The following is a 14,363-nucleotide window of genomic DNA, read 5'->3' as shown; positions in this document are numbered from 1 at the left end:
GAAACAACGACTGGAATCCGGACAGAATTCCCAACCCGCCCACCAATTTTCTGATCATGCAGTACCCTGTTTCGCCGCAGCCGCCGAACGTCGCCGCCGACGGTTACGGAACCGCAGGTCAGAGCGGCACCGAGGGTCTCCCGGGCCCTTCACGGACCCCGCCGGTCACCCCACGGGTGAGACTCCGCTCACACCAATGGCGCCACCTCGGGAAGAGCGTCCCCTTCGACCCCTTCGACCGCCTTCCACCCTGATGGACGAATCGCTCCGGCGGAAGGTTGCCGCAAACCCGGACTCTCGGGAAAATCCAAGACTCTCCACACCCTCGTCTTACGCAGCGGGGGCGCACATGTCTCAGCCGAACTGCACCGACCGCTTGGCCAGGCCCATCCAGAAGCCGTCGATCACGGACTTCTGCGTGCCCAGCTCACCGCCCGCCTCCGCCGCGCCCATGGTCACGAACAGCGGGGCGAAGTGCTCGGTGCGCGGGTGGGCGTACCGGCCGGCCGGGGCCTTGTCGAGGAAGTCCAGCAGGGCGTCCCAGTCGCGGGCCTCCAGGGCACGCCTGCCCCAGTCGTCGAACTCCGCGGACCAGCTCGGCACCCCGCCTCCGGTGTGCCGCAGGGCGGCCAGGTTGTGGGTGAAGAAGCCGGAGCCGACGATCAGCACCCCCTCGTCGCGCAGGGGCGCCAGCTTGCGGCCGACGTCCATGAGCCTGACCGGGTCGAGGGTCGGCATGGAGACCTGGAGCACGGGGATGTCGGCCTCGGGGAACATCTCGACGAGCGGGACGTAGGCGCCGTGGTCGAGGCCGCGGTCCGGGACGTCCTGCACGGGCGTTCCGGGCGCGCGCAGCAACTTCCGGACGCTCTCGGCGAGTTCGGGCGCGCCGGGGGCGCCGTACCGCACCCGGTAGTAGTGCTCGGGGAAGCCCCAGAAGTCGTAGACCAGCGGGACCGTCTCGATGGCCCCGAGGGCGAGCGGGGCCTCCTCCCAGTGCGCGGAGACGACGAGGATCGCCTTGGGGCGGGGCAGCTCGGCGGACCAGGCGGCGAGCTGGCCGGGCCAGACCGGGTCGTCCGCGAGCGGCGGGGCACCGTGGCTGAGGTAGAGGGCGGGCATGCGCTCCCGGGCGGCGGCGGACATGGTGGCGACTCCCTGCGACTGGATGCTTGAAAGCTAAAGCTCTGCCCTCACATTACGCCCGGTTTGTTTAACCTTCAAGGAGTAGCTCGTAGAGTGGACGTATGAATACGGCACCCGCTTCCGTCCCCGAGCCCGCCGAGGCCGATGCCCACCGCTGGCTCACCGCCGAGGAGCAGCGCGTCTGGCGTTCCTACCTGCACGCCACCACCCTGCTCGAGGACCACCTCGACCGCCAGCTCCAGCGCGACGCGGGCATGCCGCACATCTACTACGGCCTCCTCGTCAAGCTCGGCGAGGCCCCGCAGCGCCGGCTGCGGATGACCGAGCTGGCCATGGACGCCAAGATCACCCGCTCCCGCCTCTCCCACGCGATCGCCCGCCTGGAGAAGAACGGCTGGGTACGCCGCGAGGACTGCCCCTCCGACAAGCGAGGCCAGTTCGCGGTCCTGACCGACCAGGGCCTTGAGGTGCTGCGCCGCACCGCGCCGGGCCATGTGACCGCCGTACGCCAGGCGCTGTTCGACCGTCTCAGCCCGGAACAGCAGAAGTCCCTCGGCGAGATCATGCAGATCGTCGCCGAGGGACTTCAGCCGAACGAAGCGGGTGCGGACCTGCCCTGGCTCCGCTGAGGTATGTACGGCCCGGGGGCTGAAGTACGTACCGCCCGGGACTGAGGTACGTACCGCCCGGGGGCTGAAGTACGTACCGCCCGGGGGGCGCCTCAACGGGGTCCGAGCGGGCGCCTCAGTGGGTGGTTCAGTGGGCGATCAGTGGGCGATGACCGGCACCGCCACCTCGTCCTCGGCGCCCGCGCCGGAACCGGACCCGGTCACCTTGGTACCGCCCGGACGCCCCGCGTCGACGAGGGTCAGGGCGATCACGGCGGCCACGATCAGGATGCCGACGGCGAACCAGATGGCGCTGGTGTAGCCGTTCACCATGGCCTGCAGCTGCACCAGCTGCTGCTGGGGCCTGGTGGCGGCACCCGCGATGTGGTCCTGGATGTACGAGGTCGTGGCCGAGGCCGCGATCGTGTTCAGCAGGGCCGTACCGATGGCGCCACCCACCTGCTGCGAGGTGTTGACCATCGCGGAGGCGACGCCCGCGTCCCGCGGCTGGACACCCTGCGTGGCCAGGGACATCGCCGGCATGAACGCCGTACCCATGCCGAGGCCGAGCAGCAGCATCGCGGGCAGCAGCAGGGCGGCGTAGGAGGAGTCGATCTCCAGCTGGGTCAGCAGCAGCATGCCGGTGGCGGCGACCAGGAAGCCGGGGCCCATCAGCAGCCGCGGTGCCACGCGGGTCATCAGGCGGGCGCCGATCTGGGTGGAGCCGGTGATCATGCCCGCGACCATCGGGAGGAAGGCGAAGCCGGTCCGCACCGGCGTGTACCCCCGCACGACCTGGAGGTAGTACGTGAGGAAGAGGAACAGGCCGAACATCCCGATGACCGCGAGGCCCAGCGACAGGTAGATCCCGCCGCGGTTGCGGTCGGTGACCACGCGCAGCGGCAGCAGCGGGGCCTTCACCCGCGACTCGACCAGCGCGAAGGTCACCAGCAGAACGGCGGACGCGACGAACATCGAGACGGTCAGGGTGTCGCTCCAGCCCTCGGACTCGGCGCGGGTGAAGCCGTACACCAGGGCGACCAGGCCGAGGGTGGACAGCACCACGCCCGGGACGTCGAGCGGGGAGCGGTTGCGCCCGCCGGCCGGCTCACGGATGACGAAGTAGGCGCCGGCCGCGGCGACGACGGCGAACGGGATGTTCACGAAGAACGTCCAGCGCCAGTCCAGGTACTCGGTGAGGAATCCGCCCAGGATCAGGCCGACGGCGCCACCGCCACCGGCGATCGCCCCGTAGATGCCGAACGCCTTGGCGCGCTCCTTGGCGTCGGTGAACGTCACCGCGAGCAGGGAGAGCGCGGCGGGCGCGAGCAGTGCGCCGAAGACACCCTGCAGTGCGCGGGCGCCGAACATCATCGCGCCGGTCGTGGCCGCGCCGCCGAGTGCGGAGGCCACCGCGAAGCCGGTCAGACCGGTCACGAAGGCGCGCTTGCGGCCCCACAGGTCGGCGATCCGGCCGCCGAAGAGCAGCAGTCCGCCGAAGGCGAGGGCGTAGGCCGTGACGACCCACTGCCGGTTGCCGTCGGAGATGCCCAGGTCCTGCTGGGCGGAGGGGAGGGCGATGTTCACGATGGTCGCGTCCAGCACGACCATCAGCTGGGCGAGCGCGATGAAGACGAGCGCTTTCCAGCGGCCCGGGTCGCCGGACGCGTCCGGGGCGCCGGGAGCCTTTGCGGCTGTTTCAGACATGGGGGTACCCACTTCGGAGCTTCGTGACGGAAAGGGACGAGAAAGGACGAGAAAGAACGGGAAAAGCCGAGAAAGGGCGGGAGGAGGCGAGGAAAGACGGAAAAAGTGGTGTCGGAAGATCGCAGCCGACCGTCACGGCCGGCCCGGGGCTCGGTTTCGGATGATGAGTTCGGTTGGCGGGGCGACGGCCGGCCGTAACGCGCCGACGGCCGGCGTACGGCTCCGGGCCGATCGCTCCCGGCTGGTCAGGCCCGGCGGAGATCCTCCAGGGTCGCGGTCGCACCTGGCAGGGCGGATCGGGCCGGGGCCCGCAGCCCGTCCAGGAACAGTTGCAGATGACGGTGCACGAAGCGGTCGATGCTGCCGCAGCCGGCGCCGGCCGGCGGCCGGGAGAGCTGGGCCACGGCGACCATCACATCGCCGACGCCGACGTCGGGGCGCAGTTGCCCGGCCTCCTTGGCGCGGTCCATGACCTCCTCGACGAGGTGCTCGACCCTTGTGCGGGCGGCCTCCATGTCGGGGTGGTGCTGCTCGAAGGTGCTGGAGATCATCGGGCACAGAGCGCTGATCCGCTCGTCGGCGGAGGCGTGCACGAAGTGCTCCAGGGCGTCGAAGGCGTCGCCCGTCTCGGCGAGCGCCCGCTCGGCCGCCCGCGCCGTACGGTCCATGACGGAGCAGACGACCTCGCGTACGAGGGCGTCGCGGTCGGGGAAGTTGCGGTACAGCGTGGCGTTGCCGACGCCGGCCCGACGGGCGATCTCGTCGAGCGGCACCTCGGGGCCGTGTTCGACGAACATCTCGCGGGCGGCCGTGACGATCCGCTCCCGGTTGCGCAGAGCGTCGGCGCGAGGCCGGGTCGCCTTGCGCAGCTCGGGGTTCGCGGTCGTCGCGGTCTTCACGGCGTACTCCTCAAGTCGGACGGTCGGCCGGTCAGCCGGCCCGTCGGGCGGTCAATCGGTCGGCCCGGCCCGCCAATCGGACGGTCGGCCCGGCGGGCGGTCGGTCAGTGAGTCGGGTGGCGGGGCGATCCGGGGAGCGAGTCCCCGTTTCGCTCGGACACATGACCAAACGGGGAAGAGGTCCCCGGTTATTTCCCGACCGCCGCGCGTTTTTTCGTGACCTGAGTCACATCCACCCGGAGGCGCGCATTCCCACGACCGGGCGGTCCGTCCCACGACCGGACCGCTCCAGCGCGCGCCGAACGCCCCAGCGACACAGGGTGATCACAAGGGTGCAGCCGGGAACCGGTGGCTGCCCGGCGCGAAAGGTGAACGCATGCAGGTGCAGCCGCACCGCCGCCGTAAAGGCCCGATACCCAAGCGCCGTGCGGTCGCCCTGGGCTCCGTCACGGCGCTGATCCTCGCGGTCGGCACCTCTGCGGGTACCGGGCACCTCACGGAGGGCGGCACGGCGACCGGTACCGGAACGGCTGCGCTCTCCCCCGCCCTGGTCCCCTGCATGATCAGTGGAGCCTCTTCCGTCCAGATGTCGGAGGGCGTCCCCACCACCGGCGGCTACGCCCGCTCCGTCGGCACCGTCCACGCCCTGACCCTGATGATCGACTTCTCCGACGCGCCCGGCGAGGACGATGCGCTCAACCGCTTCCACGAGTTCTTCCCGCAGACCCAGCAGTGGTTCCACACCGCGTCCTACGGCCGCCTCGACTACCGCGCGGAGACCCCGATCACCCGGTGGCTGCGCATGCCGAAATCGTTCAAGGACTACGGCCTGGAGCGCGGCGCCCCGTTCGACCCGGGCTACCGCCAACTGATCAAGGACATAGTCGAGGCCGCCGGACCGACGGTGGACTTCCGGGACTACGACCTGATCAACATCCTCATGACCCCGAACGCGGGCCCCTCCGCGCTGGACACGGTCCTCTCGGTGACCTTCGCCGGCAACTCGGACGCGCCCGTCGCCAACGGCGTCGCCATAGCCAACGTCTCCTTCATCTACTCCCGCCAGGACGACGGCTCCGGCTCGTACGAGAACACCGGCTTCCGCGTCCTGCCCCACGAGAACGGCCATGTCTTCGGGCTGCCCGACCTCTACACCCAGGAAGGCGGGGCAGCGGTCGGCCACTGGGACATCATGAGCGAGGACTGGGGCGCCAACAACGACCTGCTCGGCTGGCACAAGTGGAAGCTGGGCTGGCTGGACGCCTCCCAGGTGAGCTGCGCGTCCAAGAAGGGGGCCGCCGAGTACACCCTCACCCCGCTGGGCCGGGCGGGCGGCCACAAACTGGTCTTCGTCCCCCTCGACGGACGGTCCGGCTACGCCCTCGAACTGCGCACCCGCGCGGGCAACGACGAGGCGGTGTGCCGGCCGGGCATCCTGATCTACAAGGTCGACGCCGAAGTCGACACCGGCCAGGGCCCGATCAAGGTCCGCGACTCCCACCCCAACTCCGGCGGCTGCACCCGCAGCCCCAACGTCGAGGCAGAACTCTCCGACGCGCCCTTCGCGCCGGGCGAGTCCTTCAAGGACCCCAAGGCACACCTCCGCGTCGACGTGATCTCGGCCGACCACGCGGGGGACTACCGGGTGCGGGTCACTCGGCAGTGACGCGTGGACCCTTCGGGAGCGCACGGGCGCCGAGGCGGTGGGCGAGATGGGAGGAGCCGAAGTGAGATGGGGGAAACGGGGTGAGGCGGGTGAGTGACGCGGACGAACTCGCGAACGGACTACCGTAGGCCTGCTGCGACCGCCGCCGTACCGGAGAGCCGAACCGATGCCCGCGAACACCACGACGGATCCGGAGGCCCACGGGGCCGCCGACGCCCGCACCGGGCCCTCCGCCTCAACGGCAAGCGCGCACCCGGCCGCACCCGCCGCGCCCACCGCCGCACCCGCCGCAGCCACCGCCGTACCTGCGGCACCCGCCGAGGCGGTCACCCCGCTGATGCGGGGCGTAGCGGTGCTGCGGCAGCTGACGCTGGCCGGCGGCACGCTGAGCCCCAGCGCCCTGGAGCGCGCGACGGGCCTCGCCCGCTCGACGGTGGACCGCATCACGGCGACGCTCTCCCGGATGGGATACGTCCGCCTCGACGGCCGGGACGTCGTCCTCACCCCTCGACTGATGGAACTGGGCAACGCCTACCTGGCCGCCCTGCGCCTGCCGGCCCTGCTCGGCGCGCGCGCCGACGCGCTCGCCGACGACCTGGACGAGTCGGTGTCCCTGGCGGTCGGCGACCGCGACGGCATCCGCTTCATCCACCAGGCCACCCGCCGCCGCGCGATGTCCCTGAGCTTCCGCATCGGCGACCTGCTCCCGGCCGAACGCACCGCGCCGGGCGCGCTGTTCGCCATGGAGTGGACGGACGAGGACTGGCGCCGCTGGCACGAGCGCCGCTCGGCCGACCCGGAGGACCGGAACTTCCCGGCGGTACCGCCACGTTCCCCGGGGCCGGACGACTTCGAGGAACGATCCGCTCAAGCCGGCCGGGAGGACTGGTCGTTGGACGACCAGCTGATCGAGCCGGGCCTGGTCGCGGTCTCCGCGCCGGTACGGAACCCCGCCGACGGCCGGATCGCGTGCGTGGCGAGCGTGGTGAGCCACACCAGCCGCCACTCGGCCCATGACCTGCGCACGACGCTGCTGCCCCGCCTGCGGGAGACGGTCGCGGCCATGGAACGGGACCTGCGCGAGGCCCCACCCCCGGCGCCCGCCCCGCCGCCGTCGGGCCTGGCGACCTGGACGGCCACCTCGAAACAGGAGCTGGGCCGCGACTTCATCGAATCCCTGGCCCGCGGACTGACGGTCCTGACGGCCTTCGACGAGGGCCGGACCGCCCTGACCCTGACGGAGGTGGCCAAGGCCACGGGCCTGGCCAGGGCGACGGCACGCAGGGCGCTGATCACCTACGAGCACCTGGGCCTGGTGAGCCAGTCCCGGGACACCCGGACGTTCACCCTCACCCCCCGGGTCCTGTCCCTGGGCTTCCCGCCCCTCTCCCGCGCCTCCCTGTCCGGGATCGCCCAGCCGCACCTGGAGGACCTGGCGGCCCACGTACACGAGACGACGTCACTCGCCGTGCTGACGCCGTCCGGCGAGGAGATCCAGTACACGGCGCGTGCCACCACGAGCCGCATCATGAGCGTCGACATCACGGTCGGCGCCCGCCTCCCGGCCCGCGCGACGTCCCTGGGCCAAGCCCTCCTGACAGGCCACGGCTACGCCCTGGTCGACGAGGAACTGGAGCAGGGCGTGCGCTCGATCGCCGTCCCCGTCCGCGACCGCGCGGGCAGAGCGGTCGCCGCGACGAACATCGCCCTGCACGCGGCCCGCCACACCCGCGAGGAATGCGTCGAGAACCTCCTCCCCGCCCTGCTCCGAACCGCCCACCACCTGGAGGAAGACCTCCACACGGCCTCCCGCTTCACCCGTGTCGCCCTGACCTGACTCCCCACCGCCCTAATCCGGTACGCTGACGCCTGTGGCCCACACGCCACGATCCGCCTTCGTAGCTCAGGGGATAGAGCACCGCTCTCCTAAAGCGGGTGTCGCAGGTTCGAATCCTGCCGGGGGCACAGAGAAAAGGGCCAGCTCAGGAGGGGTTACCTCCCAGGCTGGCCCTTCGGCGTTTCAGGGGTCGTGCCACAGGCGTGCCACTACGGGCCCGCAGGGTCCTTCTCAGAGGGGTCGGAGACCGCTCCCCCACCGCCCCGGATCATGGCACCGAGCCGATCGGCGATGGCCCGGTCCCGGTCGCTGGTCATGTGCTGATAGATCAGTGCGGCGCGCGAGCTGCTGTGGCCCATCCTCGTCATCAGCTCCCGCGTGCTGGCCCCGGCCGTGGAGGCCAGCGTGTTGCCCGTGTGCCGAAGATCGTGGAAGTGCAGCTCGGCCGTGACGCCCGCAGCCTTCCGGGCCTTGACCCAGTCGTCCCGGAAGTTGCTCCGCCGCAACTGCCCGCCCTGGGGCCCGACGAAGACGTGACCGTCACGGCCGGGAGCGGCGAACTGCTCCAGGTGGCGCGTCACCTCGTCGAGCAGCTCGGCCGGGAAGGAGACGGCCCGTACCCCGGCCGCTGACTTCGGCGCCTTGTCGAAGAGCCGGCCGGTCTGCATTTCCGCCTGCGCGCGGCGGACCGTGACAGTGAGCCGCCTCCAGGTCGATGTCCCTGCGTCGGAGGCCGCCAGCTCACCGAAGCGCAGGGTGGCGAAGGCCGCCAGGAGCACGAGCAGCCGGAAGCGCGGCCCGATCGCGTCGGCGATGGCGAAGACCTCAGGCACCGTGAGAACCGGCCGCTCAGGCACGTCGTAGCGGTCTGCGCCCATGATCCGGCAGGGGTTGCGCCGGATCAGCTCGTCGTCCACGGCAGTGTTCATCAGAGCCCGCAGGAGTTGGTACGCCTTGACCACCGTCGGATCACCGATGCCTGCCGCCAGGAGCTTCCCGCGCCAGCCGCGAACCCGTGCCGTCGTGACGTCAGCCACGCTCCCGGCTCCGAAGGTGGGCGAGCCGCTGGGCTCTGTACAGACGGTCGCCCGCGCACTCGACATCCTGGCTCAGCAGCCTGACACACGGGTGAGTTACACCTCACTGGCCACCCAGCTGGGCATGGAGAAGAAGAACCTTCAGGGCAACCTCGCGGCCTTTACACGCACCATGCACCGGCACTACAAGCGCCGCAACTGGCCGATGACTTGGGTGGAGGCGCTCACAAACGAACCGGGGCTTAAGTCGGAGTTCTTTTACACGATGACCGCGACCGTCGCGGAACGTTGGCTGACGGCCCGCGCCCACGGCTGACAAGTAAGAAGAGCTAGCAGGATCCTGACGGCAGAAGATGACGGCAACAGAGCCGTACCCATGGGGACCTTGGCGGTAGCAGGAGGACTGCTTTGAGCCCTTGGAGTAGCAACGCGGCAGCGCGCATGTATCCAAGAATGAACTCCTAAAGCGGTGGTCAGCATGGTTGTTGTACAGCACGAATTACAGCAACCACCGCAACCAGCCCCGAATACCAACGGCCCTGAGCGACCGTCTGACATGCCGTCCAGACCTCCGCGACCACACTGCCCATAGTTCGCATCGAGGGGCACACCGCGACACCCCCGCTCGGGCCATCTCTGGGCCGTACGGGGGTGCTCAACGATGACAGTTGCCGACCGCTCTCCCCCTGCTCGGAGTCGGCGCTTCGGGTACCGGCGCAGGTGCCCATCAGTGAAGCAGAGTTGAGGAAGATCAGAAGTCGTCCGTAGACGAAGTAGAACAGCCGAAAGGCTGGGCGGTTACTGGTCTGCGGGGAGACGCATCGAGCGCCTCTGAAGCAGGCCACCCAGGATGGCCGACGCGATGGTGACGACGAAAAGCGCATCCAGCACGATCGTGGAATGTCCTGTCACCACCTTGAAGGACATGGCCATCGCCAGGCTCAAGGCCAGCGACACTGCCCCATACCCCCACAGGTCCGGCCTAACTACGCGTCCTCGCAGCCACGGCAGCAACCACCCGGTGGCCAAAGCCAGGAAGCCGCTGAAAGCCAATAGGCCAAAGCCCACCGCAGCCGCGCCAACAAGGAACCAGTCCATGCCCCACCCTCCATTCGCGTGTCCCATCACGCGGGCCTGATCTTCGCACGAAGCCGCAGCCGGGTGCGGGCAGTTGCCTGTGAGCGCGTAAGCCGTCGGCTGACATCACCAGCTGACATCAACGGCGGCGAACGATGGCGCACCGAGGCGGCCGCAGCCGGATCGACGAGCGACCGCCGAGTCCCATTCCAGTACGTCGCGCCACAGGGTGATCGAACTCCTAAAGCGGTGGTCAGCACGGTTGCTGTGCAGCACGGAAGTACAGCAACCACCGCAACCAGCCCCGAATACCAACGGCCCTGAGCGACCGTGGGGCCTTTGACGTGCAGAAGCAGGCCGGCACCTCACCAAGATCGGTCTCGTAGTCGGGGCGGACGATCGGGCACGAACCGAATCATCTTGGTCTTGGGGTCGTCCAGAGGCGCGGAGAAACGCACTGGCCACAGGTTCTCAGGGCCGAGGTATCGGGTCAGCTTCCGCACCGCTCTGGTCCGATCGAGCGGCACAACATCTGCCACGCCTTGGCACGTCACCGAAAGCACTTCACTCGCGGAAAGGTCACAGGTATCGACCACGATCGCCACCCGCGGGTCCTTGGCGAGAATCAGCTCCATACGCGAGTAGGAGCCGGTCAGCCACCAGAACGCCCCCTCCTCCCAGAGGAACCACACTGGCCTGACCTCGGGACCATTGGTGGCTACCTTTGCCACCAGGGGCCTGGATAAGAACTCGTTCACGTCCACGGCATGAAGGCTGCCGTACAGCAGCGAAGCACAGCAACCCCAGCAACCCCAGCAGCGTCCGCCGCCGGCTCCCGGCACATATGTCGCAGCCTGTATGCCCCTCCCTGACCGATCCACCGCCGGCCGCGGCAAGCGACGGTTTCCACGCCTCCTCGTTGAGCGACGTACGCCAGACGTGCCCGCCATGCGGTCCGGTGAAGACCAGCCGCTTGGTCACCGGAGGCCCGTCCGCCACCTTCCACGGCAAGGTGATCTCGACCAGCGGGAACCACTTCATATGGCCCGGAGCGCATGCGTCTTCGAACACCACGCCACCAAGGGCGGCCGCCGGCAAGGGCGGGGGGCCCGCCCGTGGCCCTCGGGGGGCACACGCCTCCGCTGCTGATGCCGGAAGGCACCGCGTCCCCGTAGCCGCCCCGGGGGCCGGTCCCACGGACCGGTTCAGAACACGCCCTTGTAGCCCTTCCAGCCGCTGGCGATCTTCACACGCGCGGCGAAGGACCCGTTGCCTCGACCGGCCTGCAGGAAGAGGTTCCCGCTGGTGTCCCGCGCGATCAGGTCGGCCTTCCCGTCTCCGGTGATGTCCCCGACCCCGACGACGGCGTTGTACGAGGCTCCCCAGCCGGTGGCGATCTTCACGCGCGCGGTGAAGGTTCCGTTGCCCTTCCCGAAGTACCGGTACAGGTTGTTCGACTTGTCCTGTGCGAGGAGATCACCGATCCCGTCACCGTTCAGATCCCCGGCCCCGACGATCTTCTTGTACATCGTCCAGTTGCCGGCCAGTTTCACGCGCGGGGCGAGCTTGCCGCCGCTCACACCCTTGTGCAGGTACAACGCGCCCGTGGAGGCGTTGCGGGTGATCAGGTCAGGGAGGCCGTCCTTGGTGATGTCACCGGGGGAGGTGAGGACGTCGTACTGGTTCCAGCCGGTGCCCAGTGTCGTGTACGACGTCGTAGGCTTCGGCGCCGTCCCGCAGCCCGGCTTGTACAACCGCAGGGTGCCGTTGCTCAGCCGGACCAGGACGTCGTTGCAACGGTCCCCGCTCAGATCACCGATGGGTACCGCACGGGAGCCGGCCGCCCAGCCGCTGCCGCTGATCTTTCCGGAGAACGTGCCCCTGCCCGTGCCCTGATGGAACGTCAGCGCTCCGGAGGAGTTGAGGGTGAGCAGGTCACCGATGCCATCCCGGCCCGCGTGGTCACGCAGTACCGGCGCCGCGAGGGAACCGGCGGCGAGGACGTGGATGCGCTCGTCGGCGTCCACGAAAGCCACCCGGTTCCCGTACGGGTCGAGGGTCCAGCGGATCCGGCGGTCCGAGGTCGTACCCTCGGGCCAGAGCTTTGGCGCGGCGGGCAGATCGGCCACGTCGGCGCTGACCGCCTTCCCGGAGCGGACGTCGGTGCGCACCAGCTTGCCGCGGGCGTTGTCGTGGCGGACCAGGAACCCGTCAGCCAACAGCGCGTCGCCCTTCGGCACGGCCACGGAACGTCCGCGTGAGCGGTCGAACACTCCGGCCTTCCCCTGAGCGTCGCACGCCCAGTACACGAAGCGGCCGTTGACCTGCAACTCGCTGGGTACGCAGGCCGATCCGACGTTGACGTCGACCGCGGGAACGGTCGATCCGAGGCGGCTCATCGACAGGCGTCCCGAGGTGGACGTCGTGGTCCACAGCTGCCCGTCCCACAGGGCGGCGGCATCCGCCGTGCGCGTCGACACGACCTTGGACTGCGTCCAGTCGACGACGAACTGCTTCCTGTTCGCGCCGCCGGACAGCAGCGTGTACCGCCCCGCCGCGGCCTCCACCTCACCGTAGAAACCGGGCACCGTCAGTGTCCGGACCTCGCCCGTGGGCGTACGGCGGTGGACCCACTGGGTGGAATCGAAGTCCGAGTAGACGACGGATCCGTCCCCGGCCCCGACCAGGCGGATGCAGGCGTAGTCGACCTGACAGGGCTTCACCCATCCGTCGGCTTGCCGGACGGAACCCACTTGGGGAGCCGCGCCGGCGGACACCGTGCGAGTGTTGAACATGACGTCGTGGGCCGGGGTGGAGGTCTGGTCGGTCCAGGCCAGGGTGCCGTTGGTCAGCGACAGTCCGTCGACGGGCGCGGGCACCGGTGGCAGGTCCATCAGCTTGTCGGCGACGATCCGCCCGTCCGGTGCCTCGGTGAGCCGGTGCACGCCCCAGTCCGCCGGGCTGGATCCGCCGGCCACGATGGCCGACCCGTCCGCCGAGTGTTCGATCCAGCCGTTCGTCTGCGGGAGCAGCGTGCGCCACTCGCCGGCGTCGGTCAGGGGCCTGGTGAGCACGGCGCGGGTCTGGTCGCTGTACGTGGTCACCAGGACGTTGTCACCGATGACCGTGAACTCGGACTTTCCCTCGGTGCCGCTGCCCGGAACCACGGTCACCGGCCCGTCGAGCGCGTCGCGGCGCAGCAGCCGCGCGCCGCTCCCCGGGTACCACCAGCCGACGTAGTCCTTGCTCAGGAAGGGCAGCCGGCCCGACCCCACCCTGTAGGGGGCGAACACCTTGGTCCAGGATCCGTCGCGGACATCGACGAGAACGAGTTGATCGAGGAGGACCGCGGGATCCTCCGTGGGCACGCGGTAGCGCATGAGCAGCGAGCGGTCGTCACGCTCGCTGACCTCGAGGAGCTTCGCGTCGATGGGCCAGCCGGTCACCGTCGTGTCGCTGGTGCCGCCCTCGGCCGCCACCTTCAGCAGGTGCAATTCGCGCACGGTGGCGGCGCTGCCCCGGTAGGCGACGACGACGCCCTCACCCGCCGTACGGGCAAGGGTCAGGCCGGTCGGGACGGTCACCGTGCCCCGGTCCGCGCCGGAGCCGATCGCGCGGAAGCGGACGACGCGTCGCCCCTCAGCGTCGGTCGACAGGGTGTACGTGGTGTCCGACTGGGCGAGTCCGTTGGGTTGCTGGGTCCCGGCGAACTCGGTCACATTCCTGGTCCGGCCCGTCGCATAGTCGGTCCAGCGCAGACCAACCGTGCCCTCCGGGCTCGACAGCACACCGGTGTTGCCGAAGCCGGCGAACACCGGGTTGCGCGGGAGGGTCCGGTGCGCAGCGGGCAAGACGATCTCGTCCCCGCCGACAGCCAGCGCCGTCTCCGCCGGCGCAGCAGCCAGAGCGCTTGCGGCAAGGACGACGGCCATGGCCGCACCCCCTCGGCCGAGCCGACGACGTGCTACGACCTTGCGACCCTTCATGGACCCCCCAGCCCCTCACTCGGTCCCGGCTGTGCTCCCGACAGCCCCGAATGACCTGTACATGCCTTTTATTGACGGAGCGTACCAGCGTGTGGTGTCCGGAAACGCACGCCCGTGGGATTGTCCTGTGCGGGCGGGCGCAGTGCCACAGCCGTGCCAGATGCAGGGGTCAGCCGCGGTCAACACGGGTGCCTGGCGGGCGTATCCATGGCGGCTGGCTCAGACAAGAAGGCCGCAGCTCAGAGACAAGGCTCCCCTACCTCTCTCCTAAAGCGGGTGTCGCAGGTTCGAATCCTGCCGGGGGCACCAGCGAAAAGGCCCCGGACCGATCATGGTCCGGGGCCTTTGACATCCACCTACAGACCACCGGCCGGAGCCCGTCTTGCCGGAACACCGACGC

11 protein-coding genes, 2 tRNA genes and 1 pseudogene are annotated in these 14,363 nt (G+C 69.7%); 6 read left to right on the top strand and 8 right to left on the bottom strand.

Annotation, left to right across the window (positions count from 1 at the left end):
* Positions 1-354 precede the first annotated feature (354 nt).
* Entirely contained in the window at positions 355-1,146 is a 792-nt protein-coding gene (locus TNCT6_RS17915) for a dioxygenase (protein WP_141360316.1), read from the bottom strand.
* Positions 1,147-1,247: 101 nt separating this feature from the next.
* Here TNCT6_RS17915 and TNCT6_RS17910 point away from each other — a divergent pair, with 101 nt between their 5' ends.
* On the top strand, positions 1,248-1,775 hold the full coding sequence (locus tag TNCT6_RS17910) for a MarR family winged helix-turn-helix transcriptional regulator (RefSeq protein WP_141360315.1): 528 nt from the start codon (positions 1,248-1,250) through the stop codon (positions 1,773-1,775).
* A 138-nt stretch (positions 1,776-1,913) separates the two neighbouring features.
* On the opposite strand, the gene TNCT6_RS17905 is transcribed toward TNCT6_RS17910, so the two are convergent.
* Together TNCT6_RS17905 and TNCT6_RS17900 are read right to left on the bottom strand one after the other, a co-directional pair.
* Complete coding sequence (locus TNCT6_RS17905) at positions 1,914-3,461, bottom strand: MFS transporter (protein WP_141360314.1); 1,548 nt, start codon at positions 3,459-3,461, stop codon at positions 1,914-1,916.
* Between the two features lie 245 nt (positions 3,462-3,706).
* Entirely contained in the window at positions 3,707-4,360 is a 654-nt protein-coding gene (locus TNCT6_RS17900; RefSeq protein ID WP_141360313.1) for a TetR/AcrR family transcriptional regulator, read from the bottom strand.
* Between the two features lie 376 nt (positions 4,361-4,736).
* On the opposite strand from TNCT6_RS17900, the gene TNCT6_RS17895 reads away from it, so the two are divergent.
* The 3 genes from TNCT6_RS17895 (at position 4,737) to TNCT6_RS17885 (ending at position 7,991) form a co-directional block, all read left to right on the top strand.
* Positions 4,737-6,026 carry a M6 family metalloprotease domain-containing protein gene (locus TNCT6_RS17895; RefSeq protein WP_141360312.1) on the top strand — a complete coding sequence of 430 codons (1,290 nt, stop codon included), beginning with the start codon at positions 4,737-4,739 and terminating at the stop codon, positions 6,024-6,026.
* A gap of 337 nt (positions 6,027-6,363) precedes the next feature.
* A complete protein-coding gene (locus tag TNCT6_RS17890; RefSeq protein ID WP_253266416.1) occupies positions 6,364-7,863 on the top strand; it encodes an IclR family transcriptional regulator C-terminal domain-containing protein in 1,500 nt (499 codons plus the stop codon).
* A gap of 55 nt (positions 7,864-7,918) precedes the next feature.
* Positions 7,919-7,991, top strand: a tRNA-Arg gene (locus TNCT6_RS17885).
* 81 nt (positions 7,992-8,072) lie between these two features.
* Here TNCT6_RS17885 and TNCT6_RS17880 read toward each other — a convergent pair.
* Positions 8,073-8,900 carry a tyrosine-type recombinase/integrase gene (locus tag TNCT6_RS17880; protein WP_373996181.1) on the bottom strand — a complete coding sequence of 276 codons (828 nt, stop codon included), beginning with the start codon at positions 8,898-8,900 and terminating at the stop codon, positions 8,073-8,075.
* Between the two features lie 16 nt (positions 8,901-8,916).
* Here TNCT6_RS17880 and TNCT6_RS39950 point away from each other — a divergent pair, with 16 nt between their 5' ends.
* Positions 8,917-9,216 (top strand): hypothetical protein, encoded by a 300-nt coding sequence (locus TNCT6_RS39950; RefSeq protein WP_172632746.1) that lies wholly within the window; start codon positions 8,917-8,919, stop codon positions 9,214-9,216.
* Between the two features lie 482 nt (positions 9,217-9,698).
* Here the strand turns inward: TNCT6_RS39950 and TNCT6_RS17870 are convergent, their stop codons facing one another.
* The 4 genes and pseudogenes from TNCT6_RS17870 to TNCT6_RS17855 all read right to left on the bottom strand — a co-directional run bounded on the left by TNCT6_RS17870 (position 9,699) and on the right by TNCT6_RS17855 (position 13,909).
* On the bottom strand, positions 9,699-9,998 hold the full coding sequence (locus TNCT6_RS17870; protein ID WP_141360309.1) for a hypothetical protein: 300 nt from the start codon (positions 9,996-9,998) through the stop codon (positions 9,699-9,701).
* Positions 9,999-10,342: 344 nt separating this feature from the next.
* On the bottom strand, positions 10,343-10,741 hold the full coding sequence (locus TNCT6_RS17865) for a pyridoxamine 5'-phosphate oxidase family protein (RefSeq protein ID WP_253266146.1): 399 nt from the start codon (positions 10,739-10,741) through the stop codon (positions 10,343-10,345).
* A gap of 118 nt (positions 10,742-10,859) precedes the next feature.
* Positions 10,860-11,024 (bottom strand): annotated as a pseudogene (locus tag TNCT6_RS40930) (site-specific integrase); the annotation flags it as partial.
* Positions 11,025-11,182: 158 nt separating this feature from the next.
* A complete protein-coding gene (locus TNCT6_RS17855) occupies positions 11,183-13,909 on the bottom strand; it encodes a VCBS repeat-containing protein (RefSeq protein WP_141360308.1) in 2,727 nt (908 codons plus the stop codon).
* Positions 13,910-14,194: 285 nt separating this feature from the next.
* On the opposite strand from TNCT6_RS17855, the gene TNCT6_RS39945 reads away from it, so the two are divergent.
* Positions 14,195-14,272, top strand: a tRNA-Arg gene (locus TNCT6_RS39945).
* The last annotated feature ends 91 nt before the right edge of the window (positions 14,273-14,363 follow it).

The sequence above is a fragment of the Streptomyces sp. 6-11-2 genome (assembly GCF_006540305.1).
Lineage (GTDB): Bacteria > Actinomycetota > Actinomycetes > Streptomycetales > Streptomycetaceae > Streptomyces.
Note: the sequence above shows the minus strand (reverse complement) of the source record. Positions and strands in the feature narration are given on the sequence as shown.